This window comes from Rhodanobacter lindaniclasticus, assembly GCF_004799035.1.
In the GTDB taxonomy this organism is placed as follows: Bacteria; Pseudomonadota; Gammaproteobacteria; order Xanthomonadales; family Rhodanobacteraceae; genus Rhodanobacter; species Rhodanobacter lindaniclasticus.
Map to the genome: position 1 here is coordinate 33233 of NZ_MWIO01000004.1, position 24572 is coordinate 57804.

Genomic DNA, 24572 nt, shown 5'->3' on the forward strand with positions numbered 1-24572 from the left:
CTGAGCGTAGCGCAGCGGAGTCGAAGGGCAGTCCCCTTCGACTCCGACCCTGCGGCCACGCGTTCAGGACGAACGGGGCGGGGGGCTGCGATCAAGCCATCAATGCTTGAACTCGGCCGCCCAGTAGGCCTCGATCTGGCTGACCAGCGACGCCGGCAGCGGCACGTAGTCGAGTGCGCTGGCGGCTTGCTGGCCATGCTCCAGCGCGTACTTGAAGAAGTCGAAGGCGACCTTGCTGTTGCCGGCGTTCTTCGGCGTCTTGTACATGATCATCCAGGTGGTGGCGGTGATCGGCCACGCCTGCTCGCCCGGCGCGTTGGTCATGATCAGGTTGAAGTCCTTCGCGCTGGCCCAGTCGGCTGTCGCGGCGGCGGCGGCGAAGCTGGCGGCGGTCGGCGAGACGATGTTGCCGGCGGCGTTCTTCAGGTCGACCCAGCTGATCTTGTTCTTCACCGCATAGGCGTATTCGACGTAGCCGATCGAGCCCTTGATCTGGCGCACGTACTGCGACACGCCTTCATTGCCCTTTCCGCCCACGCCGGTCGGCCATTCCACGGCGGTGCCGAACTTGACCTTGCTGGCCCACTCCGGGCTGACCTTGGACAGGTAGTTGGTGAAGTTGAACGAGGTGCCCGAACCGTCCGAGCGATGCACCACGGTGATCTTGCCGGCCGGCAGGGCGAGGCCCGCGTTCAGCGCGGCGATCTTCGGATCGTTCCAGTTCCTGATCTTGCCCAGGAAGATGTCGGCCAGGGTGGCGCCGTCCAGCTTGATCTGGCCGGCCTGCACGCCGGCGATGTTGACCACCGGCACGATGCCGCCGACCACGATCGGGAACTGGCCCAGACCGTACTTCTTCAGGTCTTCCGCCTTCATCGGCGCGTCGGAGGCGCCGAAGTCGATGGTGCCTTCCTTGATCTGCGCGATGCCGGCGCCGGAGCCGATCGACTGGTAGTTGAGGCGGTTGCCGGTCTTCTCGGCATACGCGGCCGACCACTTGGACATGACCGGGTAGACGAAGCTGGAACCGGCACCGGTGATGTCGGTGGCGTGGGCGGCCACGCCGAACGTCGAGGCCACGGCGAACGTGGCGACGGCGGCGAGCCGGACTGGCAGTTTGCGGAGGGTCAACATGGAAGCTCCTTTCGAGTGAGGTCGGATGCGACCCCGCCATTTCAGGCTTTTCGTGTTGCCATTGAATGAAATGAATGTTGCAGCAAGATGACAGTCCCTGTGACAGTGCCTGCGGGCCGCACGCGGCGGGTGTCTCGAATCTGTCATGTCAGTGGCATCCAGCCGTAAAAGTCCGTCTGCAAACTTTTAACCAATCGCCGGCCAGGCCCCTCCGGGTCGAGCGGCGACCCAGCGATATCCCACCCACTTGCGGAGAAAGACATGCGTTCCAAACTGATTGCGGTGGCGATTGCCGCCGGCCTCGGGGTTGCCAGCTTCACGGCCGCGGCCGCGCCGCAGAACCGGACGTCGGCGACCACCAACGCCGAAGTCGAACTGCTGAAGGCCCAGCTCGCCGCACTGCAGGCCAAGGTGGACGAACTGGAACAGCGCACCGATGCGCAGTCCGACATCAACGTCAGCACCGGTCAGGCGGTGGAAAAGGCGACGGCGGTGACTACCGCCAGCGACAAGAAACTCGCCTCGCTGGAGAAGCTGGTCAACAACACCAAGTTGTCCGGCCGCATGTACTTCGACTTCACCAACATCGACCAGAAGGACAGCGACAGCGGCAAGACCGACAAGTCCGGCATCGGCCTGGACGTCAAGCGCTTCTACCTCGGCGTCGACCACAAGTTCAACGACATCTGGTCGATGAACCTGACCACCGATTTCAACTATTCCAGCAGCGACGGCCAGACCAGCCTGTTCGTCAAGAAGGCCTACGTGCAGGGCAAGTTCGACGACGCGGCGGTGCTGCGCATCGGTTCCACCGACATGCCGTGGATTCCGTTCGCCGAGCAGTACTACGGTTTCCGCTACGTCGAGAACACCATCACCGATCGCCTGAAGTACGGCAACTCGGCGGACTGGGGCCTGCACCTGGGCGGCGAGCTGGGCGCCGGCAAGTCGTTCAACTATGCGGTGTCGGTGGTCAACGGCAACGGCTACAAGAATCCGGGCCGCAGCAAGGGCGTGGATTTCGAGGGCCGCGTGGGCTTCGTGCCGTTCGAGAACATGGTGGTGGCGGTCGGCGGCTACCGCGGTCATCGCGGCCAGGAGACCGAGAACGTCAACGCCGTGAACACGGCCGAGCGCGGCGACATCATGGTCGCCTATGCCAGCGATGCGTTCCGCCTCGGCGCCGAGTACTTCACGGCGAAGAACTGGAACAACGTGCTCACCACGGCTACCGACAAGGCCGACGGCTACTCGCTGTGGGGCAGCGTGGCGGTGGCCGACGACGTGAGCCTGTTCGCCCGCTACGACAACGCCAAGCTCAGCAAGACGCTGGATGGCGCCAACAAGAACGTCTACTACAACGCCGGCGTCGAGTACCAGGTGACCAAGGGCTTCAGGCTGGCCGGCGTGTGGAAGCACGAGAAGGCCGACAAGACGGTCGGCACCCCGGTGCCGCCGCACGTGCGCAACGTGAAGACCAACGAGATCGGCGTGTTCGGCGAAGTGCGCTTCTGAACCCCGTGCCGCCGCGGCAGTGCGGCGGGGCAAACGGCTATCGTGAAGGAGTTCCACCCAGGGATGGAGAGCGGCGGGCGAGGATGCCCGCCGTTTCTTTTTTGCGCGGATGGGGACGATGACGCTGTGCGTGCGCGTCCACCGGGGCGTGAGTCAGGCCTTGTACTGCTCCAGCAGCCAGTCCTGCGCCGAATGTGCCGGCGCGTCACCCGGCGTGGCGCGGCGATAGCGGCCATCGGCGTCCAGCAGCCAGGCCTGCACGTTGTCGTCCAGGTAGTTCTGCAAGGTTTCGCGGAAGACGCGCGCCGCCAGGCGCGGGTCGCGTATCGGGAAGCACGCCTCCACCCGGCGCAGCAGGTTGCGCTCCATCCAGTCGGCCGAGGAGCCGTAAATCTCGGCGTGGCCGTCGTTGGCGAACCAGTACACGCGGCTGTGCTCGAGAAAGCGGCCGAGTACAGAACGCACGCGGATGCGCTCGGAAACCCCGGGCAGGCCGGGCCGCAGGATGCACGCGCCGCGCACGATCAGGTCGATCTCGACGCCCGCGCAGGAGGCGCGGTAGAGCGCCGCGACCATGGAGGGTTCGTTCAGCGCGTTCATGCGCGCGATGATCCGCGCCGGCTTGCCGGCGCGTGCGTGCGTGATCTCGCGCTCGACCAGGCCGAGCAGGCCGCGGTGCAGGCTGAAGGGTGACTGCAGCACGTGCTCCAGCTCGACTGCCGGCCCGAGGCTGCACAGCTGCTGGAAGATCCGGCCCACGTCGGCGCAGATGCCGGGGTCGCGGGTCATCAGGCCGATGTCGGTATACAGCCGGCTGGTGGCCAGGTGGTAGTTGCCGGTGGACAGGTGCGCGTAGCGGCACAGCACGCCCCGTTCGCGGCGCACGATCAGCAGCATCTTGGCGTGGGTCTTGTAGCCGACGACGCCATACACGACCTGCACGCCGGCCTCCTGCAGGCGGTCGGCCAGGCGGATGTTCGCCTCCTCGTCGAAGCGGGCGCGCAGCTCGATGACCGCCGTCACTTCCTTGCCGGAGCGGGCCGCCTCGGCCAGGTAGCCGACCAGCGGCGAGTCCTCGCCGACCCGGTACAGCGTCTGCCGGATCGCCAGTACGTCGGCGTCCGTGCTGGCCTGGCGCAGCAGTTCGAGCACGGGCGTGAACGATTCGAACGGGTGGTGCAGCAGCAGGTCGCCCTGGCTGATGGTGTCGAACATGCCGGCGTCAGCCGTGAAGGCGCGCGGCACGGCCGGCACGAACGGCGGATATTTCAGGTCCGGACGATCGACCATGTCATAGACCGCCGACGCGCGATGCAGGTTGACCGGTCCGCTGCACAGGTACACGTCGGCATCGGTCAGGCCGAAGTTCACCAGCAGCATCTGCCGCACCTCGGGCGTGCAGCCCTCGCCAAGTTCGAGCCGCACCGCGTCGGCGTAGGCACGCTCGCGCAGTTCCATGCTCAGCACGCGCGCGAGGTTCTCGGTATCGCCTTCCTCCAGCTCCAGTTCAGAATCGCGCGTCACGCGGAACTGGCAGGCGCCGCGGATCGTCATGCCAGGAAACATGACGTCGGCGAAGCGCTCCAGCAAGGTGGAGAGGAACACGAACTGATGTGGCGCGTCGGCGACCTCCGGCGGCAGGCGGATCACGCGCGGCAGCGAGCGCGGCGCGCGCACGACCGCGACATGGCCCTCGCGACCGAAGGCGTCCTCGCCGTCGAGCACCACCGCCACGTTGAGGCTCTTGTTGAGTATCCGTGGGAACGGGTGGGCCGAATTCAGGCCCAGCGGCGAGAGCACCGGCAGGATCTCGCGCTCGAAGTGCGTGCGCGCCCAGCGCGTCTGTGCGGGCGACCAAGGCGCACCGTCGATGAACACGATGCCCTCGCGCGCCAGTGCCGGGCGCAGCTCGTCGTGCCAGGTTTCGTACTGGGCGTGCATCAGCCGGGTGGCGTTTTCGCGCACCCGCGCGAGCACCCCGGCCAGCGGCATGCCGTCCGGGCCCGGGCGCGCGTCGCCGTAGGCGATCCAGTGCCTGAGGCTGGCCACGCGCACCTCGAAGAACTCGTCGAGGTTGCGCACCGAGATGCACAGGAAGTGCAGCCGCTCCAGCAGCGGTACCGTGGCGTTGCGTGCCTGGGCCAGCACCCTGGCATTGAATTCGAGCGCCGAAAGTTCGTGGTTGAGGTACAGGTTCGCTGCGCGGAAATCGACGCTGGCCGGCTCCGGCTCGATGTGCTGTGGCGCGCTTGCGATGGTCATGGGCGGGGCGGCGGGTGAGGGCGGTTCAACCCGCCAGGGCGCCGACCAGCGCGGCGTCGAGCCCGCGCGAGGCGAGGCCGAGCAGCGCGCCGAGTGCGGCACCGGCGAGCACGTCGCTGGGGTAGTGCAGGCCCAGCACCACGCGCGACATCGCCACCAGCACGGCGAACAGTGTCAGCGGCAGCGCCAGCACGGGAAACCAGCCGACGGCGACGATGCCGAAGCTCACCGCGTGCAGCGTATGTCCCGACGGGAAGCTGAACTCGTCCAGCGGCGGTGCACGCGCGATCACTTCACGATGCACGCGGAACGGCCGCGGGCGACGCGTGCGGCGTTTCAGCGTGCGGTACAGCAGCCACGCCACGATGCCGGTGCCGGCCATCTGCAGCGCGGCGTGCCGGCCGCGCTCACCGCCGCCGACGGCCAGCGCGGCGATCAGGCCGTACCAGAGCCAGCCGTCGCCGAGGCGGCTGACCACGCCGAAGGTCTGTTGCACTGCGCGGCGCGCGCCCCAGCGGCTGGCGGCGCGGCACAGCAGCGCGTCCAGCGACGGGGTTGCCGGTTCAGGCGACGGCGCGGAGACGGTCATCGGGGTAGCCATGCAGCAGGGAAACCAGCAAGGTCTCGAACTCCGCGATCACCATGTCCGGCGGGCACCGCAGCGCCGCGCGCCGCGCATTGGCAGCGAGTCGGCGCCGGGTCGCCGGGTCCGCGCCGAGCTGATAGGCCGCGGTGATGAAACCGCGCGCGTCCGCGGGCGGCACCACGCGCCCGGAAAGGCCGTCGACGACGTGCTCCTGCGCGGCCGCGTGGTCGAACGCGACCAGCGCCAGCCCCGAGGCCATCGCTTCCAGCACCACGTTGCCGAAGGTCTCCGACAGGCTCGGGAACAGGAACACATCCGCGCTGGCGTAGTGCGCAGCCAGTTCCGTGCCGTGCCTGGTGCCGACGAACAAGGCCTCCGGGCAGGTGCTGGCGAGTGCCGCGCGCTGCGGACCGTCACCGACCATCACCAGGCGCGCGGCGGGCGTGCGTGCCTGCAGCGCGCGGAACGCCTGCACGGCGAGGCCCAGATTCTTCTCCGCGGCGATCCGCCCGACGCACAGCAGCACCGTCGTCTCGTCATCCACGCCCCAGCTGCGGCGCAAGGCCGGATCGCGGCGGTCCGGCGAGAACAGCCGGATGTCGACGCCGCGGCGCAGCTTGCGTACGTGGTCGACGCCGGCGTCGGTCAGCTCGGCGTGCAGCGCGTTGGTCGGCACCAGGGTCATCTGCGCGCGGCGGTGGAACCCGAGCAGGTGGTTGCGTACCAGCGGCGCCAGCAGCCCGACGCCATAGTGGGCAGCGTAGTCGTGGAAGCGCGTGTGGAAACCGCTCACCACCGGGATCTGCAACGCGTTGGCCGCGCGCAGCGCCGAGGCGCCCAGCGGACCTTCCGTGGCGACGTACACCGCGTCGGGCCGCTTCGCCTGCCAGCGCCGACGCAGCGCACTGCCTGCGGGCAGGCCGAACTGCATGCCCGGGTAGCGCGGCAACGCTACGCCGCGTGCGCCTATCAGCTCGACCTTGCCGTCGCGGCCGTCGCCACCGGGGCGTACCACGTCGACGCCGAGCCCGCGTGCGGCCAGCCCGGCGGCAAGCGTGCGCACGGTGAGGGCGACACCGTTGACCTGGGGCGGCCAGGTTTCCGTGACGAAGCTGACGCGCATCGCTGCTCTCCGATCGGAACTGGCAACGATCGTGGTGCCGCCCTGTTGCAAGCGGGCGACGGCTGCATGACGCTTGTGTGCCTGGTGTCTTGCGCGCGTCGCCGGAAGGCATCGCGCACGGCATTCGTCGACGGTTTTCGGGAGTGCACCGCGCGGTGCGCTCCGTCGCACGACAAGAAAATCAAACCAGCCCCGCGTGTCATCGGCTTGTCACGCGGCGTCGCGATAATGCCTGCGCCTGCCAGGCACTCCCCTCCATGGCAGGCATCTTCGAGATGCCGCTCCCCCTCCTGAATCGGCTCCCGGCGTGGATTTTCTCCACGCCGTTTTTTTTTGCGCCAACAGGGTTCGCGCAGACGCGGCTCAGTTGGCCGGGGTCTCGGCGCGGAAGATGCCGCCGTGATCCGGCGGCAACACGCGTGAGGCTTCCATCACGCAGGAGAAGGTCGAGCCGCGGCCGGGCTCGCTCTCGATCACCAGGCGCCCCTGGTGCAGGTTGAGCACGTGCTTGACGATGGACAGGCCCAGGCCGGTGCCGCCGGACTCGCGCGAGCGGCTGGACGAGACGCGGTAGAAGCGCTCGGTGAGTCGCGCCAGGTGTTCGGCGGAGATGCCCAGCCCGCTGTCGCGCACGGAGAAGATCGCGCCGCCGTCGGCGGTCTGCCGCCAGCCGATCACGATCTCGCCGCCGCTGGGCGTGTAGCGCACGGCGTTGCTCACCAGGTTGGAGAACGCGCTGTGCAGGTGGTGGATCGAGCCGCGCAGGCGCACTCCGGTGGTCGCCTCGACGCTGATGCGGTGCCGGCCCTGGCTGAGCGCCACCGCCTCGCGGCGCAGCGTCTCCAGCAGCGGAATCATGGCCACTTCCTCGTCCGGCAGGGCCTCGCGCGTTTCCAGCCGCGACAGGGTCAGCAGATCCTCGACGATCTGCTGCATCCGCTGCGACTGCATGCGCATCTCGCCGAGCACCGGCGCCAGCTCGGGCACGTCGGCCGGGTCGAGCAATTCCAGGTAGCCGTGGATCACCGTCAACGGCGTGCGCAATTCGTGCGAGACGTTGGCCACGAAATCGCGGCGCACCTGCTCCAGCCGGCTCAGCGTGCTGATGTCGCGCGCCAGCAGCACTTTCAACCGCTGGCCGAAGGGGATGATCGTCGCGGCCAGGCGCAGCGACGCGTCGGCTGGTGCGGGCAGGTCGGTGGCCGGCTGCGCGGCATTCGTGCGCAGCCACGCGCCCAGTTCACTGCCGTCGAGCCATTGCGCGAGCGATTGTCCGACGTGTTCGCGCCGCACGCCGAGCAGGCGGGTGGCGGCCGCGTTGAACCAGCGCACGCGCCCCTGGTCGTCGAACAGCACCACCGCATCGGCCAGTGCGCCTACCGCGTCACGCACGTCGTGCAACTGCGCGCGCAGGCGCGACTGACGCAGGGCGCGTGCGGCGCGGAGCTGGCCGGGCGCATCGGGTCGCGTCCGACGCGCCCGGCGTGCGCGCAGCCACCATCCCAGCGCGACGGCTTCGCCGCCCAGGGCGATGCCGAGCGCCCACCACGGCGACGTCCACAGCGCGGCGACGATCGCGCCGGCCATCGAGCCGATCACGATGACGAGGAAGCCGGTGTCGAAGCGGGTGCGGATGCTGCGCATGCGCCGGCCGGAATCGCTCAGGGCCGCACGGGCGCGGGTTGCGCGGAGAAGCGGTAACCGGTGCCGCGCACCGTCTGGATCAGGGCATCCAGGCCCCAGGTCTCCAGCGTCTTGCGCAGGCGCCGGATGTGCACGTCGACGGTGCGCTCCTCGACGTAGACGCTGCCGCCCCAGACGTGGTCGAGCAGTTGCGCGCGGGAATACACGCGCTCGCTGTGGCTCATGAAGAAGTGCAGCAGGCGGTATTCGGTGGGGCCCAGGTGTACCGGCTCGTCGCCGGCGAACACCCGGTGCGCCTGGCCGTCCAGACGCAGCCCGCCCAGTTCGATCATGCCGGCGCCGTCCTCGCCCTGGCTGCGGCGCAGCACCGCCTTGATCCGCGCCACCAGTTCGCGGGTGGAAAACGGCTTGACCACGTAGTCGTCCACGCCGGCGTCGAGGCCGGCCACGCGATCGGTTTCCTCGCCGCGGGCGGTCAGCATGATGATCGGCAGGTCGCGGGTCAGCTCCTCGCGGCGCAGGCGTCGGGCCAGGTCCATGCCGCTGATGCCCGGCAGCATCCAGTCGAGCAGGATCAGGTCGGGCACCGCCTCGGCGATCGCCAGTTGCGCTTCACCGGCGTCGGCGGCGCAGACGGGAAGCATGTCGGCGCGGCGCAGCGCGAACGCCACCATGTCGCGGATCGGTGCCTCGTCTTCGATGATCAGGATGCGTTTTTGCATGCTTGTGCCCAGTGGCAGCCGGCGCCATGGAACCATGGCCATGTTACGCGACGATGACAGCGCCCGGCTGCCGGCGGCGCCGCGATGATCATTCCATGACGCCATGGTCGGGCCCGCTCGACGGGCCGGCGCTCGCCTATACTGACATCTTCATGGAAAGGGGAGAGTTTCATGGGTATCGCACAACTGCTGGCGCTGGTCATCCTGGTCGTGGTCGTCATCGGCATCGTCAAGCTGGTGCGCATCGTGCCGCAGGGTTACGAATGGACGGTGGAGACGTTCGGCAAGTACACCGGCACGCTGAGCCCCGGGCTGCATTTCCTGATCCCGATCTACCAGGCGATCGGGCACAAGATGAACATGATGGAGCAGGTGCTGGACGTGCCCTCGCAGGATGTCATCACCAAGGACAACGCGGTGGTGCGCGTGGACGGCGTGGTGTTCTACCAGGTGCTGGATGCGGCCAAGGCGGCCTATGAAGTGGCCAACCTGGAGCAGGCCTCGCTGGCGCTGGTGATGACCAACATCCGCACCGTGCTCGGCTCGATGGACCTGGACGAAAGCCTGAGCAAGCGCGACGAGATCAACGCCCGCCTGCTGCGCGTGGTGGATGAAGCCACCCACCCGTGGGGCGTCAAGGTCAACCGCATCGAGATCAAGGACATCTCGCCGCCGCGCGACCTGATCGACGCGATGGCGCGGCAGATGAAAGCCGAGCGCGAGAAGCGCGCCAACATCCTCGACGCCGAGGGCTTCCGCCAGGCGGCGATCCTCAAGGCCGAGGGCGAGAAGCAGTCGGCGATCCTGTCCGCCGAGGGCGAGAAGGAGGCCGCCTTCCGCGCCGCCGAAGCGCGCGAGCGCACCGCCGAGGCCGAAGCCAAGGCCACCACGATGGTCTCCGACGCGATCGCCGGCGGCAACATCAATGCGCTCAACTACTTCGTCGCCAACAACTACATCGGTGCGCTGAAGGAGATGGCCAATTCACCCAACCAGAAGATGCTGCTGCTGCCGATCGAGGCCACCGGCGTGATCGGCGCGATGGCCGGCATCGCCGAACTGGCCAAGGAATCCCTGACCCAGCAGCAGCGTCCGGCGGCTGCGCCGGTGCCGCCGCTGCGCTGAGAGGTTGACTATTCAACCTCTCAGGCCGGCCACGGCGAGGGCATGGATGCCCGAGTTGAGGCAACGCAGGAGCAGTTGCCCGATGGCCGGACATGAAACAGTCACGCAAGTGACTGTTTCATGTGAGCGAGTCCGGGCGTGTACCGGACTCGCGATAGAAGAAAACCACAGGATGTGGTTTTCTTCACAAACTCTGACGGAGTCGTCGACCATGTGGCAACTAGCCGTGCATTACCTGTGGTGGATATTGGCGCTGCTGCTGATTGCCGGCGAGCTGCTGCTGCCGGGCTATTTCCTGTTGTGGATCGGCCTCGCCGCGGCGGCGATGGGCGTGCTGCTGTGGGCCGTACCGACGTTGGGCATGCTGGCGCAGGCAATCATCTTCGGCCTGCTCGCGTTCGCCTTCTGCGTGGCCTACGCGCGCTGGTTGCGGCCGAAGCTGGAGCGTCGTACGCCGGGCAGCGAGCGGCTCAATCGCCGCGCCGAGCAGATGATCGGTCAGCGCTATGAGCTGGTCGAGGCGATCGTCAACGGCCGCGGCAAGGCCCGCGTAGGCGACGGCCAGTGGCTGGTCAACGGGCCGGACCTGCCGCTGGGTGCGACCGTGGAAGTGGTCGCCGTCGATGGTTCCACCCTGCAGGTGCGCGCGGTGGCATGAGCGCCGGCGCCACCATCAGCCAGCAGCAATTCGCCACCACCGCGCTGAACACGCGGATGGCGTTCGTGCTGGAGCTGGCGCGGCGCCTGCACCAGTACGGCACCACCGCGCCGCGGCTGGAGATGGCCGTGGCCGGCGTGGCGCAGCGGCTGGGCTTGTCCGCCGACGTATGGTCCAGCCCCACCGCGGTCATCATTTCCTTCGCCGACCTCGCCCAGGGCGAGGAGAGCGTGGCGACGACCACCCAGGTGGTGCGGCTGCCACCGGGCGAGGTGAACCTGGAGCGGCTGTGCCAGGCCGACGACATCGCCGACCGCGCGATCGCCGGCGAGCTGGGTCTGCGCGAGGGCTTTCGCCTGCTGCGCGAGCTCGGGCGGCCGGACAGCCGGCGCGAGAAGATCGGGCTGATCGCCAGCCATGGTCTGTCCGCGGCCTGCATCGCCGCGTTGTTCCTGCACAGCTCGTGGGTGGATCTGGTGGTTGCAGCGCTGATCGGCACGATCATCGGTTGCATCACCCTGGCCGCCGCCGCGCGGCCGCAGCTGGCGGTGGCCAGCGATGCGATCAGCGCGCTGGTGGCGACCACGGTGGCGATCCTGGCCAGCGCCTTCATCGTACCGCTGGCGATCAAGTCGGTGGTGCTGTCCAGTCTCATCATCCTGATCCCGGGCATGTCGCTGACCACCGCCGTGCGCGAGATCTCAAGCCAGCACCTGGTTTCCGGCATGGCGCGCATGGGCGGCGCGATGGCGACCCTGCTCAAGCTCACCTTCGGCGTCATCGCCGCCACCGAGTTGTGCAGCGCACTCGGCATCACGGCGCGCGATTTCGCCTTGCCGCCACTGCCGGCGTGGACCGATTACCCGGTGCTGCTGATCGCCGCGATCGCCTTCGCGATCCTGTTTCGCGCCGCCCGGCGCGACTGGCCGGCGGTGATCGCGGCGGTGGTGGTGGGCTACCTCGCCACGCGCTGGGGCGGCGAGATCTCCACCTCGCTGCCGGGCGCGCCGGTGGGCGTGTTTCTGGGCGGGTTGCTGCTGGGCGCACTGGCCAACATCTACGCGCGTTATGCGCACCGACCTGGCGCCGTGATCCGCGAGCCGGGCATCCTGCTGCTGGTGCCGGGCAGCGTGGGCTTCCGCAGCATGTCGCTCCTGCTCGAGCGCGACACTTCGCTCGGCCTGGACGCCGGCCTGCTGCTGGTCACCTTGCTGGTCTCGCTGGTCGCCGGGCTGATGTTCGGCGACCTGCTGATTTCTCCCCGCCGCTCCCTGTAAGACGAGGGTGACCGAAGTCGCCGGACTGGTTCGAGCAAGACCAAGAGCGCCCCTCCTGACCTCCTCTGCGTTGCAGGGGGAGGGCTCATTGGGTGCCTCGCACGGCGAATGGACGTCGCATGGTTCAAGCCAAAAAAACGCCGGCGCGAGGCCGGCGTTGTTTCCATGGCGTGGCGACGGCGATCAGATCACCAGGTCCTTTTCCTTCTTGCCCGCCTTCAGCGCGTCGTTGAACCAGTGCGGACGCTTGCCGCGGCCGGACCAGGTCTGTGCCGGGTTGGCCGGGTTGCGGTACTTCGGGGCGACCTTGGCGCCGGCGCGCTTGCTCTTGCGGGCGCCGCCGAAAATGTCTTCGAACGAATAACCTTCGGCCTTGATCAGCGCGTGGATCTTCTCGCGCAGTTTGACGACCTTTTCCTTGCGCAGTTCGTCCTGGCGCAGTTGTGCCTTGCTGATCAGATCGTTGAGCTGGTTGTGGTTGAGGTTCTTGATGTCGACGGCCATGGGTGGACTCCGGGTCAGGGGGTGAATCAGGCCCCATTATCGGGGCAATGCGGGCATGTCGAATGCCGGCTTGCGGAGATTCTCCATGATCGGGCAAACGTTTGTAAAGCGCGCGATTCGGCGCAACGCGCTCCAGTTCATATTCGAGGCGATTATGAAGCGGACCCGCGGGGCGAATGTATCGATATTCTATTTTCCATGTGATTAATAGGCTGGAACCCGAGGAAATCAGGCCATTTCCAGCAGCTCGATCAGCTCGTCGCGGCTCAGCGTGCGGCTTTCGCTGTCCTCGCGGCCACGGTATTCCAGCGTGCCGGCGGCCAGCCCGCGTTCGCTAACCACCACGCGATGGGGAATGCCGATCAACTCCATGTCGGCAAACATGTTTCCTGGGCGCAGGCCGCGGTCGTCCAGCACGGTTTCGATGCCACGCTGGAGCAGGGCCTGGTACAGCTCCTCCGCCGCCTCGTTGACCGCGGCCGATGCGTTCTTCGGGTTGATCACGCACACCGCCACGCGCCACGGCGCCATCGCCTCCGGCCAGATGATGCCGGCCTCGTCATGACGCTGCTCGATGGCGGCGGCGACGATGCGGGTGACGCCGATGCCGTAGCAGCCCATGCTCATCACCTGCGCCTTGCCGCCTTCGTCGATCACCGTGGCACCCAGCGCCTCGGCATATTTGGGGCCCAGCTGAAACACGTGCCCCACCTCGATGCCGCGGGCGAGGTGCAGCGTGCCGTGGCCGTCGGGAGAGGGGTCGCCCTCGACCACGTTGCGCAGGTCGGCGATGCGGCTGATGCGTGCGTCGCGCTCCCAGTTGGCGCCGGTGCAGTGCACGCCGTCGACGTTGCCGCCGCAGACGAAATCGGCCAGCACGGCGGCGTCACGGTCGACGATCACCGGGATGGAATCGGGCAGGTCGATCGGGCCGATGAAGCCCGGACGCGCGCCGCATGCGGCGCGGATTTCCTCTTCGCCGGCCAGCACCATCTCGCCCGGCAGCTCGGCCAGCTTGCCGGCCTTGACCTCGTTGAGCTCGTGGTCGCCGCGCAGGCAAAGCGCGACCAGCCCGTCGACGCCGCGCACCAGCAAGGTCTTCACGCATTGCCGCGGTTGCACCTTGAGGAAGGCGGCGACATCGGCGATGGTTTTCTGGGTCGGCGTGTCCACGCGCTGCAGGCTGGCGGCCGGCGCGGGGCGTCCGGCAGACGGGGCGAGTGCCTCGGCCTTTTCGATATTGGCGGCGTAATCGGAGCCATCGGAAAACGCGATCGCGTCCTCGCCGGAATCAGCCAATACCTGGAATTCATGGCTGGCATTGCCGCCGATGGCGCCGGTATCGGCCTGCACCGCGCGGAAGCTCAGGCCGAGGCGGGTGAAAATGCGCACATAGGCCTGGTACATCGCGGCGTAGGTTTCAGCCAGCGACTCCTGGCCGAGGTGGAACGAATAAGCATCCTTCATCAGGAATTCGCGCGCGCGCATCACGCCGAAACGCGGGCGGATCTCGTCGCGGAACTTGGTCTGGATCTGGTAGAAATTGACCGGCAGCTGCTTGTAGCTTTTCAGCTCGTTGCGCGCGTAATCGGTAATCACTTCCTCGGCGGTGGGCGCGTAACAGAATTCCTGCTCCTTGCGGTCGCGGATCTTCAGCAACTGGGGGCCGAATTTGGCCCAGCGGCCGCTTTCCTCCCACAGCTCCCGCGGCTGGATGGTCGGCATCAGCAGCTCGATCGCGCCGGCACGATCCATTTCCTCGCGCACGATGCGTTCGACCTTGCGCATCACGCGCAGGCCCAGCGGGCTCCAGGTGTACAGGCCGGAGGCCAGCCGGCGGATCATGCCGGCGCGCAGCATCAGGCGATGGCTGGCGATCTCGGCGTCGGCAGGGACTTCCTTGACGGTGGCCAGGTGGAATTGGCTGAGGCGCATGCGGGCGATTCCGGCGTGTAAAGCGCCCATTGTAGCGGCGCCACCGCCGCCGGAGTGCGGCCGGCGGGCTTACTTGCCCTGGCAGTACTGGTCGTACTGGGCCTGGGCGGTGGCGATCTGCTGCTGGCGCTGGCTCGCGTCCAGTGCGCTCGGCTTGCCGTCCTTCTCCATCACCACCGGGCCGCCGCCCTGCAGGGTCGCCAGGTTGGACTGCAGCGAGGCGCACAGCGATTTGCGGTTCTCCGGTGTGTCGGCCATGGTCTTCGGCGCGGCGGTGGGTTCGTTGCTGCCGCCGGCATCTTCCGGGCTGGCGTGTTCGGCGGGCGCGGCCAACGGTTCCACCGTGCCGGTGGTGGTGACCTTGCTGTACTTGGTCCCTTGCGCCGGCGGCGCCTCGGAGTAGTGCACGGTGCCGCTGGCGTCGGTCCACTTGTAGACCTGCGCGGCACACAGCGGGGCAAACAGCAGCAGTGCCACGACAATCAGCGAACGGTGCATGGGTGTCTCCGGAGCGGGAAAAATCGGTCGTTCCTTGTTATCACTCCGGCGCTCCGGACTCAAGCAGGCAATGGTTTACACTGCGCCTACTCCGTCACGATCCTGCTTCATGAGTCCGTCCATGCCCGTTCAACCGCCCCGGCACCGCGGCATTTACCTGTTGCCGAACCTGTTCACCACGGCGGCGATGTTCGCCGGGTTCTACGCGATCATTTCCGGCATCGGCGGCCATTACACCGAGGCGGCCATCGCGGTGTTCCTGGCGGCGGTGCTCGACGGCATGGACGGGCGCGTGGCGCGCATGACCGGCACGCAGACCGAGTTCGGCGTGCAGTACGACTCGCTCTCGGACCTGGTCAGCTTCGGCCTCGCGCCGGCGCTGGTGATGTACACATGGTCGCTGTCGACGCTGCGCGACATGGGGCCGCTGTGGGGCAAGCTGGGCTGGGCCTGCGCGTTCATCTATGCCGCCTGCGCGGCGCTGCGGCTGGCCCGCTTCAACACCCAGGCGGGCGTGGCCGACAAGCGCTATTTCCAGGGCCTGGCCAGTCCGGCCGCGGCGGCGGTGAACATGTCGTTCGTGTGGACCATGGAGAAGGCCGGCTGGAGCGGCGCCGAGCTGGCTTTCGCGAGCGCGGCGATCGTGGTGGTGACCGGCCTGCTGATGGTCAGCCGCTTCCGCTATTTCAGTTTCAAGTCGCTGCCGATGGGCGAGCGCGGCAACGTGCCGTTCGCCTGGATGGTGGTGGCGGTACTGCTGCTTGCCTTGCTGTACCTGGCGCCGGCGCGGGTGCTGCTGGCGGGGTTCACCGTGTACCTGTTGTCCGGGCCGGTGTGGACCATCGCGGCGCGGATCACCCACCGGCGCCGTGCGCGGCGACCTGCCAGATGAACGCGCCCATGCCTGCCGCCCATCGCGCCCGCGTCCTGCATGCGCTGGGGCTGACGCCGTGGGTTCGTCGCGTGGCGGCAGCTGTGCCGGACACGGCCGAGCCGGAGATGGATGGCGCCGGCGTGGCCTGCGTGGTGATCCTGCCGGCGTCGTGCCATGCCCGCGAACTTGACCTGCTGGGCCGCGCGCTGCATGCCGGCGGCGCGGTGCTGGCGCGTGCGGCACGGATCAACGTGCGGGACGGCCAACTGGCGGAGCCGGTGCCCGCAGCGCGCGCCTATCTGGTGTTCGGCGACGCACAAGCGCATGCGCTCGGTCGTGCCTTGCCGGCGGCCGTGATGAGCCAGGCGCTGATCGTGCTGGCCGACGAGCCGAAGCTGGTGCTGGCCGATGCGGCGGCCAAGCGCCGGCTGTGGAACGCGCTGCGCAGCGTGCGCCGCGTCCTGGCCAGCGCGGGAGCCTGAACGATGGCCGCCGTGCCGAAAGCGGCGATCCAGGTGCGCGGCATGTACCTGGACGATCTGGCGGCGGTCAGCGCGCTGGAGAACGCCTCGTACGAATTCCCGTGGTCGCCCGGCATCTTCAGCGATTGCGTGCGGGCAGGGCATTCGTGCTGGGTGCTGTGCGTGGATGGCAGCGTGGCCGGCTACGGCATTCTCTCGACCGGCGCCGGCGAGGCGCACTTGCTCAATTTGTGCATCGGTCCGGAGCATCGCGGCCGCGGTCTCGGTCGACATCTGCTGATGCGCCTGCTCGACGTGGCGCGCTGGAACCGGGCCGAACGACTCTTCCTCGAAGTGCGCCCGTCCAACCCGGGCGCGAAAGCCTTGTACGAGTCGGTGGGCTTCCGCGAGATCGGAAGGCGCCCGCGCTATTACCCGGCACGCGACGGACGCGAGGACGCGATCGTGATGGCGCTCGATATGGCCGCAGGCCATATCGAGCAATAAGCAGGAACCCGAATGCCCGAGGCGGCGTAGGGCGGGCACCGCCCGCCGCCCTTCCCCACACTCCGCAGCGCGTCGCTTTCCGTCGGAAAGCCGGCGGGCGGTGCCCGCCCTACAGCTTGCCGGCCTGTTCGCGCAGTGCGGCCAGGGTGGTGTTCCAGTCCGTGATGCGCTGGCGCTCCTGCGCGACGACTTCGGCGGGCGCGTTGGCGACGAAATTCGCGTTGCCGAGCTTGCTTTCGCATTTCCTGATCTCGCCCTCGATGCGGCCGATTTCCCTGGCCAGGCGGGACTTCTCGGCACCCAGGTCGATCAGCCCGGCGAGCGGGATCAGCACGCGCAGGCCGCCGACCACGGCCGCCGCCGCCGCGGGTTCCCCGGCGCCGGCTTCGATCCACTGCGCTGCCTCGGTGCGGGCCAGGAAGGCGATCTGCGACGCGAACTTGGCGGCGCGGGTGCAGTCATGGGCGTCGCCGTCGGCCAGCAGCAGCGGAATCGTCTTGCCGGGCGGGATGTTCATTTCCGAGCGGATCCTGCGGATGCCCGAGAGCACGGCCTTGAACCACTCGATCTCGGCGGTGGCTGCCTCGTCGGCCGCGAAGCCGGCGGCCCGCGGGTAGGGGCGCGCAAACACGCTGGTTTCGGCAAGGCCCAGCCGTGGTGCGACCTCCTGGTAAATCTCCTCGGTGATGAAGGGAATCACCGGATGCAGCGCGCGCAGCACCGCCTCGAGCACCACCAGCAGCGTGCGGCGTGTCGAAGTCGCTGCGTCCGCATCATCGCCGTTGAGCGCCGGCTTCGACAATTCCAGGAACCAGTCGCAATACTCGTTCCACACGAACTCGTACAACGCCTGCGCCAGATGGTCGAAGCGGTAGCTGACGAAGTGCTGCTCGACCTCGGCAAGCGTCTGCTTGAGGCGAGTCAGGATCCACCGCTCGGCTTCGGTCGCCGGCTTCTTCGAGGCCCCGATATCGAATCCCGAATCCTCGACGTTCATCAACACGAACCGCGCCGCATTCCACAATTTGTTGCAGAACGCCTTGTAGCCCTCGGCGCGCTTGATGTCGAAGTTGATCGTGCGGCTGTAGCTGGCCAGCGCGGCGAAGGTGAAACGCAGTGCGTCGGTACCGATCGCCGGGATGCCGTCGGGGTAGTCCTTGCGGATGCGCTTCTCGACCTTGGCGCGCACCTGCGGGATCAGCAGCGAGCGGGTGGATTTGGCCACCAGCGGTTCCAGTGCGATGCCGTCGATCAGGTCCAGCGGGTCCAGCGTGTTGCCCTTGGACTTGGACATCTTCTGGCCTTCCGCATCGCGCACGATGGCGTTGATGTAGACCTCGCGGAAAGGTATCTGGCCGGTGAAGTACTTCGTGGTCATCACCATCCGCGCGACCCAGAAGAAGATGATGTCGAAGCCGGTGACCAGCACCGCGCTGGGCAGGAAGATCTTGTCCTGCGCCCAGTTCGCCACGACCTCGCCGCGCTCGTTCGTCACCGGGCCGTCGGCCGGCCAGCCCAGGGTGGAGAACGGCCACAGCGCGGAGGAAAACCAGGTGTCCAGCACGTCCTCGTCCTGGCGCAGCGCGCCGACCGGCATCGTCGTGGCATGCGCACGCGCGTCGGCCTCGTCCTCGCCCACGAAGATGTTGCCGGCCTCGTCGTACCACGCCGGGATGCGATGGCCCCACCACAGCTGGCGGCTGATGCACCAGTCCTGGATGTTGTCCAGCCACTGCGTGTACGTCGTGCTCCAGTTCTCGGGCACGAATTTGATCTCGCCCGAGCGCACCGCATCGAGTGCCGGCTCGGTGATCGCCTTGCGGCCGCCTGGGCGTCCGTCGGGTTGCACGTCACTGGTGAGGTCGACGAACCACTGGTCGGTCAGCATCGGCTCGATCACCGCATCCGAACGCTGGCTCACCGGCACCTGCAGCTTGTGCGCCTTCGTTTCGACCAGCAGGCCGGCGGCTTCGAGGTCGGCCAGCACGGCCTTGCGCGCGTCGTAGCGATCGAGTCCGCGATACTTCTCCGGCGCGTTGTCGTTGACCTTGGCATCCAGCGTGAAGATGGTGATCGGCGTCAGCTTGTGGCGCTGGCCGATGGCATAGTCGTTGAAGTCGTGCGCGGGGGTGATTTTCACGCAGCCGGTGCCGAAATCCTTGTCGACGTAGTCGTCGGCGATCACCGGAATTTCGCGATCGGTCAGCGGCAGCTTCAGGGTCTTGCCGACCAGGTGCGCGTAACGCTCGTCCTCCGGATGCACGGCCACGGCCACGTCGCCCAGCATGGTCTCCGGACGCGTGGTGGCGACGACCAGCGACGCGGTGCCATCGGCCGTCATGTAGCGGATCGACCACATGTGGCCGTCGCGCTCGACGTTGTTCACTTCCAGGTCGGAAACGGCTGTGCCCAGCACCGGGTCCCAGTTCACCAGTCGGTTGCCGCGGTAGATCAACCCCGCGCGGTACCAGTCGATGAACACCTTGCGCACCGCGGCCGACAGGCCCTCGTCCATGGTGAAGCGTTCGCGCGACCAGTCGGCGGCGGCGCCGATGCGACGCATCTGGTTGGTGATGGTGGAGCCGGATTCCTCCTTCCACTTCCATACCCGCTCGACGAACGCATCGCGGCCCAGGTCATGCCGGGTCTTGTCCTCGACCGCGAGCTGGTTCTCCACGATCTTCTGGGTCGCGATGCCGGCGTGATCCGTGCCGACCTGCCACAAGGTGTTCATGCCGCGCATGCGCTGGTAGCGCACCAGCATGTCCATCACCGTCTGCTGGAACGCATGGCCCATGTGCAGCGTGCCGGTGACGTTCGGCGGCGGCAGCAGGATGCAGTACGGCTCGCCCTGGCCGCTCGGCTTGAACGCGCCGCTGGCTTCCCAGCACTCGTACCACTTCGACTCGATCCGGGCCGGCTCGAAACTCTTTTCCATCGGGAAACGCTCGCTGGCGCGCCGGTGCGCGCGTGGGTGTCGGGTAAAGAGGTGATTGTACGGTGCGGGCCGGGGCCCGCCAAAGGTGGCTGTGCCGGGTTGCGCCGCGCGGGAGTCGGCGGGCATTGCCCGCCGTCCGGGACAGGGCGGTCTCAGCCGCCCACGGCCAGCCTGGCGCCAAGATCCAGCAGCGGAGCGGCGATCAGCATGCGGGCGAGGAACAGCACGATGATCACCGCCATCGGCGCGAAGTCGATCTGGCCGAACACCAGCTTGCCGTCGAGCGGCCGCAGCAGCGGGGCGACGATCTTCTCCACCAGTCGCAGCATCGGCTGGCGGCGATCGACGGAGAACATGCTCAGCAGCGACCAGCCGAAGATCAGCACGATGTAGAACAGCAGCACGAAATCGAACAGCTCGGCCAGTGACAGCACCAGCAGGCCGGCAAGGTTGGGCATCACCCCGACCAGGGCGAACAGCAGCAGGCGCTTGAGCAGCATCGCCAGCCACGCCAGCAGCAGGGCGGCAAGGTTGATCCGGCGCCAGTTCGGCACCACGCGACGGATCGGCGCCAGCACCGGGTTGGTGGTGCGGTAGATGAACTGGCTGAGTGGATTGTTGAAGTCGGCGCGGCAGGCTTCGGCCGTCACCCGCAGCAGGAACAGGATCACCACGGCGTCGAACGCCAGGCCGATCAGCATCGAGAGTGCGTTGAACAGGTAGCTCACGGCTGTGCGTCCAGTTCGGCGGCGAGTTCGACGCCGCGGCGGGTGGCGGCGGCGACCGCCCTGGCCACGATGCGTGACAGCCCGTCGGCGCTGAAGCTTTCCAGGGCGGCCTGGGTGGTGCCGTGCGGCGAAGTGACCCGCTGACGCAGCACGGCCGGATCCTCGCCGCTTTCGGTCAGCATGCGGCCGGCGCCGAAACAGGTCTGCGCGGCCAGTGCGCGCGCGGTCTCGCGCGGCAGGCCCTGGGTCACGGCGGCTTCCTCCAGCGCTTCCACCAGGGCGAAGAAATAAGCCGGCGCCGAACCGGAAATCGCGGTGACGGTATCCATCAGGGTTTCGTCATCGATCCAGCGGGTGAGCCCGGCGGCGTCGAGGATGTGCTGCGCCTGCGCCTTCTGCGCGGGGCTGACCCGGCCGTTGGCGCACAGGCCCGTCGCGCCGGCACCGATCAGCGCCGGCGTGTTCGGCATGCAGCGCACGATCGGCAGGCCGGTGCCGAACCAGCGTTCGAGCTGGTCCAGCCGCACGCCGGCGGCGATCGAGATCAGCAAGGGGCGCTGGCGCTGCAGGAGGTCCTGCAGCTCACCGTGGATGGACGGCATCACCTGCGGTTTGACGGCCAGCACGATCACCTCTGCCTCGGCTGCCGCCAGCCGGTTCTCGGCGTAGCAGGCGATGCCGAAATCGCGGCCCAGCTCCTGGCGCCCCTCGGCGCGGGGCTCGGCGACGCTGATCGTGGCGGGGGCGACGCCCGTCTTCAGCAGGCCGCCGATCAGGCTGCGCGCCATGTTGCCGCCGCCGATGAAGGCTAATCGTGTCATGCGGGACTCCTTGATCGTTGCAGCCGCCTACCTTACCGGAAGCCGGTTCATCGGCGCGCGAACGGCGCGCCCGTGCCGTCGCGACGAGGCGGGCGGCGGGGCAACCTCGCGTTTTTCGACGGGATGCGCAAATCCCCGTTGCGGTTTGGGCATGATAGGCGGGAAAGGCTGGCCGCACAGCCGCTTGCGCGAGTAGTATCGACGCGGCTACAGGGGGATTCGGGTTGCCGGTCCGCGCGGTTTCGAAGGGCAGCGGTTGCGCGCCCGGTCGCCGGCTGGCAACGACGGTCCGGGCCCCTCTGCGGTATCCGCATTCATGCCATCCAGACGACCGGTTGAGGGGAAACGACTTCATGGACATTGCCGAACTGCTTGCCTTCTCGGTAAAGAACAAGGCCTCGGATTTGCACCTGTCCGCCGGGTTGCCGCCGATGATCCGCGTCGACGGCGACGTCCGTCGCATCAACATCCCCGCGCTCGAGCACAAGCAGGTGCACTCGCTGGTCTACGACATCATGTCGGACAAGCAGCGGCGCGACTACGAGGAGTTCTTCGAGACCGACTTCTCGTTCGAGATCCCCGGCCTGGCCCGTTTCCGCGTCAACGCATTCACCCAGAACCGCGGCGCCGGCGCGGTGTTCCGCACGATTCCGTCCGAGGTGCTGACGCTGGAGGACCTGGGCGCGCCGCGCGTGTTCAAGGAACTGATCGAGCAGCCGCAGGGCCTGATCCTGGTGACCGGTCCGACCGGTTCGGGCAAGTCGACTACGCTGGCGGCGATGGTCGACCACATCAACAAGAACGAATACGGCCACATGCTGACGATCGAGGACCCGATCGAGTTCGTGCACACCTCGCAGAAGTGCCTGGTCAACCAGCGCGAGGTGCACCGCGACACGCACGGCTTCAACGAGGCGCTGCGCTCGGCGCTGCGCGAGGATCCGGATTACATCCTGGTCGGCGAGTTGCGCGACCTGGAAACCATCCGGCTGGCGCTGACCGCGGCGGAAACCGGCCATCTGGTGTTCGCCACCGTGCACACCAGCTCGGCGGCCAAGACGATCGACCGCATCATCGACGTGTTCCCTGCCGGCGAGAAGCCGATGGTGCGCTCGATGCTGTCCGAGTCGCTGCGTGCGGTGATTTCGCAGTCGCTGCTGAAGAAGGTCGGTGGCGGCCGCATCGCGGCGCACGAGATCATGGTCGGCATCCCGGCGATCCGCAACCTGATCCGCGAGGACAAGGTGGCGCAGATGTATTCGTCGATCCAGACCGGCCAGCAGTTCGGCATGCAGACGCTGGACCAGTGCCTGCTGGACCTGGTCAAGCGCGGCGTCGTGACGCGCCAGCAGGCGCAGGGCTACGCCAAGAACAAGGACAGTTTCAAGTGAGACCGGGAATCGGCAGCCGGGAGTCGGGGATCGTCGATGAGCGGCAAGCCGTGCACGGCCGCTCGTCGGGCGCCCGCACCCCGGAACCCGATCCGCGGCGTGTGCCGGTTTTCCGATTCCCCATTCCCTGTTCCCGATCCCCGGGGTTAAAGCCATGAGCGACTTCGATTTCACCTCGTTCCTGAAACTGATGGTGCACAAGAAGGCATCGGATCTTTTCATCACCGCCGGCGTCGCGCCGTCGATGAAGGTGCAGGGCCGCATCGTGCCGATCACGCAGAGCCCGCTCAGCGTGCAGCAGGCGCGCGACATGGTGCTCAACGTGATGACGCCGGGCCAGCGCGAGGAGTTCGAGAAGACCCACGAATGCCAGTTCGCGATTTCCGCGCAAGGCGTGGGCCGCTTCCGTGTCTCGTGTTTCTACCAGCGCAACTGCGTCGGCATGGTGCTGCGCCGGATCGAGTCGAAGATCCCCACCACCGAGGAGCTGAACCTGCCGCCGGTGATCAAGCAGCTGGCGATGACCAAGCGCGGCATCATCATCTTCGTCGGCGCCACCGGCTCGGGCAAATCGACCTCGCTGGCAGCCATGGTCGGCTACCGCAACCTCAATTCCACCGGCCACATCATCACGATCGAGGACCCGATCGAGTACGTGCACAAGCATGAGGGCTGCATCATCACCCAGCGCGAGGTCGGCATCGACACCGACAGCTGGGACGCGGCGCTGAAAAACACCCTGCGCCAGGCGCCGGACGTGATCATGATCGGCGAAATCCGCACCCGCGAGGGCATGGACCACGCCATCGCCTTCGCCGAAACCGGCCACCTGGTGCTGTGCACGCTGCATGCGAACAACGCCAACCAGGCGATGGACCGCATCCTGCACTTCTTCCCGGAGGATCGCCGCCAGCAGTTGCTGATGGACCTGTCGCTGAACCTCAAGGGCATCGTGGCGCAGATGCTGATCCCCACGCCGGACGGCAAGGCACGCCGGGTCGCGGTGGAAGTGCTGCTGGGTACGCCGCTGGCGCAGGATTACATCCGCCAGGGCGAAATCCACAAGCTGAAGGAGCTGATGAAGGAATCGACCCTGCTGGGCATGAAGACCTTCGACCAGGCCCTGGTCGAGCTCTACCACGCCGGCGAGATCAGCTACGAGGATGCCTTGCGCTACGCCGACAGCTCCAACGAGGTGCGTCTGCGCATCAAGTTGGCCCAGGGCGGTGATGCGCACACCTTGTCGCAGGGGCTGGACGGCGTCGAGCTGGAGGAGGACCCCAACGACAAGAGCTTTGGTGGCAGCAACCTGCTCAATCGCTGAACCGGGTCATCGCGGCACGAAAGAGAAAAGGAGCCTTGCGGCTCCTTTTCTTTTTCACGAGTGATTGCGGCCGATCAATGGCTGTCATCGTGGCGGGCGGGGCCCACCGCAAGTCCGGAGGCGTCGACGCTCTTGACGCCCTTGATCTGTCGCGCGATGCGCACGGCATGGTTCTTCTCCATGGAGCTCTCGACGTTGCCGGTCAGCGTGACCACGCCATCGTTGGTCGTCACGTTGATGTCGGTGGCGGTCACGCCCTTGGTGGTACCGAGCTCGGTTTTCACCTTGGTGGTGATCCATGCGTCGGCGGCCTTGTCGGGCACCGTCTGGTTGTCCGATGCCTGCATCGCGGGCTCGTTGCTTTGCGACGCCACGGCCTGGCTGGGCGGCACGGCGACGAAGGCGAGGGTCAGGGCGGCGGCGGTCATGCTGCGGCGAATCAGGGAATGGTTTTGCATGGCGATCTCCTGGGGGACGAGGGGCTGTCGGGGAGACAACGGGGAATCGCAGGATGGGATTCCGTGACGACATGACAGCAGCGCCGG

Annotated in this window: 22 protein-coding genes; 9 read left to right on the forward strand and 13 right to left on the reverse strand. The window is 67.4% G+C overall.

Translation table 11 applies throughout. The annotated features are described in order from the left end of the window. Nucleotides 1–99: 99 nt before the first annotated feature. On the reverse strand, nt 100–1134 hold the full coding sequence (gene pstS / locus B1991_RS01285; RefSeq protein ID WP_136256898.1) for a phosphate ABC transporter substrate-binding protein PstS: 1035 nt from the start codon (nt 1132–1134) through the stop codon (nt 100–102). Nucleotides 1135–1395: 261 nt separating this feature from the next. Between pstS and B1991_RS01290 the strand changes: the two genes are divergently transcribed. Next, the gene (locus B1991_RS01290) at nt 1396–2649 is read left to right on the forward strand and encodes a porin (RefSeq protein ID WP_136256899.1); all 1254 of its coding nucleotides are present in this window, start codon (nt 1396–1398) and stop codon (nt 2647–2649) included. Between the two features lie 153 nt (nt 2650–2802). Here B1991_RS01290 and ppk1 read toward each other — a convergent pair whose 3' ends face one another. From ppk1 to phoB, 5 genes are all read right to left on the reverse strand, one after another. Beyond that, on the reverse strand, nt 2803–4911 hold the full coding sequence (gene ppk1 / locus B1991_RS01295) for a polyphosphate kinase 1 (protein WP_136256900.1): 2109 nt from the start codon (nt 4909–4911) through the stop codon (nt 2803–2805). Between the two features lie 25 nt (nt 4912–4936). After that, nucleotides 4937–5500: a phosphatase PAP2 family protein gene (locus B1991_RS01300; RefSeq protein ID WP_246031019.1), complete on the reverse strand. Its 564-nt coding sequence runs from the start codon at nt 5498–5500 to the stop codon at nt 4937–4939. Then, nucleotides 5475–6620: a glycosyltransferase family 4 protein gene (locus tag B1991_RS01305; RefSeq protein ID WP_136256902.1), complete on the reverse strand. Its 1146-nt coding sequence runs from the start codon at nt 6618–6620 to the stop codon at nt 5475–5477. Before B1991_RS01305 ends, B1991_RS01300 begins: the two co-directional genes overlap by 26 nt. A 363-nt stretch (nt 6621–6983) precedes the next feature. Continuing rightward, nucleotides 6984–8264 carry a phosphate regulon sensor histidine kinase PhoR gene (gene phoR / locus B1991_RS01310; protein ID WP_136256903.1) on the reverse strand — a complete coding sequence of 427 codons (1281 nt, stop codon included), beginning with the start codon at nt 8262–8264 and terminating at the stop codon, nt 6984–6986. Between the two features lie 17 nt (nt 8265–8281). After that, a complete protein-coding gene (gene phoB / locus B1991_RS01315) occupies nt 8282–8986 on the reverse strand; it encodes a phosphate regulon transcriptional regulator PhoB (protein WP_136256904.1) in 705 nt (234 codons plus the stop codon). Between the two features lie 171 nt (nt 8987–9157). On the opposite strand from phoB, the gene B1991_RS01320 reads away from it, so the two are divergent. The 3 genes from B1991_RS01320 to B1991_RS01330 all read left to right on the forward strand — a co-directional run bounded on the left by B1991_RS01320 (nt 9158) and on the right by B1991_RS01330 (nt 12046). After that, complete coding sequence (locus B1991_RS01320; protein WP_210772072.1) at nt 9158–10111, forward strand: SPFH domain-containing protein; 954 nt, start codon at nt 9158–9160, stop codon at nt 10109–10111. Nucleotides 10112–10322: 211 nt separating this feature from the next. Next, nucleotides 10323–10769 (forward strand): NfeD family protein, encoded by a 447-nt coding sequence (locus B1991_RS01325; protein WP_136256905.1) that lies wholly within the window; start codon nt 10323–10325, stop codon nt 10767–10769. Beyond that, nucleotides 10766–12046, forward strand: a complete 1281-nt coding sequence (locus B1991_RS01330) for a threonine/serine exporter family protein (RefSeq protein ID WP_136256906.1) — start codon at nt 10766–10768, stop codon at nt 12044–12046. Before B1991_RS01325 ends, B1991_RS01330 begins: the two co-directional genes overlap by 4 nt. Before the next feature lie 183 nt (nt 12047–12229). Here B1991_RS01330 and B1991_RS01335 read toward each other — a convergent pair whose 3' ends face one another. The 3 genes from B1991_RS01335 to B1991_RS01345 form a co-directional block, all read right to left on the reverse strand. Then, nucleotides 12230–12550 (reverse strand): H-NS histone family protein, encoded by a 321-nt coding sequence (locus tag B1991_RS01335; protein ID WP_136256907.1) that lies wholly within the window; start codon nt 12548–12550, stop codon nt 12230–12232. A 228-nt stretch (nt 12551–12778) separates the two neighbouring features. Beyond that, nucleotides 12779–14485: a proline--tRNA ligase gene (locus B1991_RS01340; RefSeq protein ID WP_136256908.1), complete on the reverse strand. Its 1707-nt coding sequence runs from the start codon at nt 14483–14485 to the stop codon at nt 12779–12781. A gap of 69 nt (nt 14486–14554) precedes the next feature. Next, on the reverse strand, nt 14555–14983 hold the full coding sequence (locus B1991_RS01345; protein WP_136256909.1) for a DUF4124 domain-containing protein: 429 nt from the start codon (nt 14981–14983) through the stop codon (nt 14555–14557). 109 nt (nt 14984–15092) lie between these two features. Between B1991_RS01345 and B1991_RS01350 the strand changes: the two genes are divergently transcribed. From B1991_RS01350 to rimI, 3 genes are read left to right on the forward strand one after another with little or no spacing between them, the layout of a single operon-like run. Then, a complete protein-coding gene (locus B1991_RS01350; protein WP_136256910.1) occupies nt 15093–15875 on the forward strand; it encodes a CDP-alcohol phosphatidyltransferase family protein in 783 nt (260 codons plus the stop codon). Nucleotides 15876–15883: 8 nt separating this feature from the next. After that, nucleotides 15884–16339: a hypothetical protein gene (locus tag B1991_RS01355; protein ID WP_246031020.1), complete on the forward strand. Its 456-nt coding sequence runs from the start codon at nt 15884–15886 to the stop codon at nt 16337–16339. A 3-nt stretch (nt 16340–16342) separates the two neighbouring features. Then, nucleotides 16343–16825 (forward strand): ribosomal protein S18-alanine N-acetyltransferase, encoded by a 483-nt coding sequence (gene rimI / locus B1991_RS01360; RefSeq protein WP_136256912.1) that lies wholly within the window; start codon nt 16343–16345, stop codon nt 16823–16825. A gap of 109 nt (nt 16826–16934) precedes the next feature. Here rimI and B1991_RS01365 read toward each other — a convergent pair whose 3' ends face one another. The 3 genes from B1991_RS01365 to proC all read right to left on the reverse strand — a co-directional run bounded on the left by B1991_RS01365 (nt 16935) and on the right by proC (nt 21312). After that, complete coding sequence (locus B1991_RS01365) at nt 16935–19763, reverse strand: valine--tRNA ligase (protein ID WP_136256913.1); 2829 nt, start codon at nt 19761–19763, stop codon at nt 16935–16937. A gap of 152 nt (nt 19764–19915) precedes the next feature. Then, a complete protein-coding gene (locus B1991_RS01370) occupies nt 19916–20491 on the reverse strand; it encodes a YggT family protein (protein ID WP_136256914.1) in 576 nt (191 codons plus the stop codon). Next, complete coding sequence (proC, locus tag B1991_RS01375) at nt 20488–21312, reverse strand: pyrroline-5-carboxylate reductase (protein ID WP_136256915.1); 825 nt, start codon at nt 21310–21312, stop codon at nt 20488–20490. The genes B1991_RS01370 and proC overlap by 4 nt, the downstream gene beginning before the upstream one ends. 353 nt (nt 21313–21665) lie before the next feature. On the opposite strand from proC, the gene B1991_RS01380 reads away from it, so the two are divergent. Further along, on the forward strand, nt 21666–22703 hold the full coding sequence (locus B1991_RS01380; protein ID WP_136256916.1) for a type IV pilus twitching motility protein PilT: 1038 nt from the start codon (nt 21666–21668) through the stop codon (nt 22701–22703). A gap of 154 nt (nt 22704–22857) precedes the next feature. Beyond that, nucleotides 22858–24027, forward strand: a complete 1170-nt coding sequence (locus B1991_RS01385; protein WP_136256917.1) for a PilT/PilU family type 4a pilus ATPase — start codon at nt 22858–22860, stop codon at nt 24025–24027. Between the two features lie 74 nt (nt 24028–24101). On the opposite strand, the gene B1991_RS01390 is transcribed toward B1991_RS01385, so the two are convergent. Then, nucleotides 24102–24485, reverse strand: a complete 384-nt coding sequence (locus tag B1991_RS01390; RefSeq protein WP_136256918.1) for a BON domain-containing protein — start codon at nt 24483–24485, stop codon at nt 24102–24104. Between the last annotated feature and the right edge of the window lie 87 nt (nt 24486–24572).